3 protein-coding genes are annotated in these 2,044 nt (G+C 47.4%); 1 reads left to right on the top strand and 2 read right to left on the bottom strand.

Translation table 11 applies throughout. The features are described from left to right. Positions 1-226: 226 nt before the first annotated feature. Both QME66_12650 and QME66_12645 read right to left on the bottom strand, forming a co-directional pair. Positions 227-1,036: an IS3 family transposase gene (locus QME66_12650; GenBank protein ID MDI6809805.1), complete on the bottom strand. Its 810-nt coding sequence runs from the start codon at positions 1,034-1,036 to the stop codon at positions 227-229. A gap of 13 nt (positions 1,037-1,049) precedes the next feature. Beyond that, on the bottom strand, positions 1,050-1,340 hold the full coding sequence (locus QME66_12645) for a hypothetical protein (GenBank protein MDI6809804.1): 291 nt from the start codon (positions 1,338-1,340) through the stop codon (positions 1,050-1,052). A gap of 313 nt (positions 1,341-1,653) precedes the next feature. On the opposite strand from QME66_12645, the gene QME66_12640 reads away from it, so the two are divergent. Then, a partial coding sequence (locus QME66_12640) for a hypothetical protein (GenBank protein MDI6809803.1) occupies positions 1,654-2,044 on the top strand: 391 nt, incomplete at its 3' end.

The raw sequence follows: 2,044 nt of genomic DNA, 5'->3' as shown, positions 1-2,044 counted from the left end.
TACGAAACTCCCTATAAGATAAAAAAAACAACTTGAGATACAATAGAAGCGGTACCCGTTAGCTGTGAATTACGAAACTCCCTATAGGCTAACTTTGGTATGAAACCGTACCCCCCTTAGTGGAAGTAAGGCTGGTTTCATCTCACAGACTTGGCTAAGATTATGGTGGTCGGGTTTGTCTAGACAGTTTCTGTGGATAAGGTTCCCCATGTTGTTGGGGTGCTTTTTAGTTTAGGGATGAGTAAATTTCGTTGGGTGTTTTGTAGCCGAGTGATTGGTGGGGACGCTTGCTATTGTAGAAGTCAAAATACGCCGTCAGTCCTTCGCGCACCTCTTCCATTGTTTGGTAGCCTTTGAGAAAGATGTCTTCATACTTCACGCTTCGCCAAAGCCGTTCGGTAAAAATGTTGTCCATGCAGCGCCCTCGACCATCCATAAAAATATGGATGCGTTCTTGTTGCTTGAGCATGGAAAGATAGGCATCGCTCGTGAATTGACTCCCCTTGTCTGAGTTGTGAAAATCAGGAACCGCGGCCGCGAGTGCTGTTTGCAGCGTCGTCATGCAAAAGTCTGTCGTGAGTGTATTGGAGAGCGTCCACGCAAGTACCTTACGCGAGAACCAATCGAGCATGGCGGACAGGTAACAAAATCCTCGTTCCAGGCGGATGTAGGTGATATCCGTTCCCCAGATATGGTTGGGGCAGGCCGCGCGGATTCCACGGAGCAAGTACGGGTAGACTGTGTGTTCAGGATGAGCCGTGCTTGTCTGTTTTTTGGGATAGATCGCCGATAATCCTAAGGTTTCCATGGCAGAGCGAATCGCGTCCCTTCCCACACAGATCTTGTAATCCCTCTCAAGCAGGACACACAGACGTCTGGTGCCGAACGTGGGTTGCTGTGTATAGATCTCGTCAACGGCACTGAGCAAAGCAAGACGTGCTTCAGAAGGCGACGTGGGTTTCGTGTAGAGACTTGCACGCGAGACACACAGAAGCTCCGCCTGACGTGTAAGCGATACAGGACTATTTAAGTCCACGAGCTGTTTTCGGTCACAGACGCGAGAGGGAAGTTTTTTTTTGCAGCCAGGACAGTTCTTCCTCTCGTTTGCCAATAATGCGATGAAGCTCGTCGATCTTTGTTTCAAGTCTGTGGATTGTTTCTGATTCGTTTTTTGTTTTCTCAAATAACAGATGTGCCTGCTCAGTCAGCATTTTTTTCCACATGCCAACTTGCACAGGATGCGCTCCCGTTGAGGAGGCAATCATGGTCATCGTTTCTGCTTGCGTGAACGCACGCAACGCAATGGAAGCTTTTTCTTTTTCTGAAAATGTTTTCTTCATAACAGGTTTATTATACCTCCTCGAACAGGGGACCTGTATCCTGAAGACTGTCTAATTTTACCCGACCATTATAGATGGCAGGTTATCAATCATCTTAACCATCTCTGTGATATGAAGAAGGAAGAGGCAAAAAAATTTTCATCAAGCTCACGAACTTCACACACAAGGTTTATCTAATAATCAGATCGCGCGTCGACTCGGTATTCGTAAACCGACGATCATTGCCTGGCTGCGGCAAGAGGACTATACAGACATTCGAGGATGGACACAGGGAGACCGTCGAACGTACACGACCGAGGAAGTGTCACGGGTAGTGAGTCTCAAACAGACTCGCATCGATGAAAAGAAGTATCTCCAGGGATCTGCTCACATCCAGATGGACTATGCCAAGTCCTATCCCGATACACGACTTCCTTCCCTGTGGTTCATTGGAGACGTGTTCCGAGAACATGGTTTGCAAACCAAGAAACCAACGTCCAAGACTCGTAAACAAGGAATCGTTGAGCGGTTGCGATTCCCCATCAAGACCATCACAGGACTGGGAACCATTCAACAGTCCGTGGACTTCGTTGGTAAGAAGTATATCGCGGGAAGAAGTGAGCCCGTGAATATCTTTTCCACTTGCTACTATCAATGGCTCAAACAATACAAAGTGTGGAGAATTGCCTCAGAAACAGCGGATTATGCTATTTCGTGTCTTGGTG

Source organism: Candidatus Eisenbacteria bacterium, from assembly GCA_030017955.1.
Lineage (GTDB): Bacteria > Eisenbacteria > RBG-16-71-46 > JASEGR01 > JASEGR01 > JASEGR01.
The sequence above is the reverse complement of the archived record's forward strand: the minus strand, read 5'-3'. Positions and strand labels throughout refer to the sequence as shown.

Coding starts and splice junctions, on each gene's coding strand:
- QME66_12645 (MDI6809804.1), bottom strand. CDS start 1,340: ATGAAGAAAACATTTTCAGAAAAAGAAAAAGCTTCCATTGCGTTGCGT.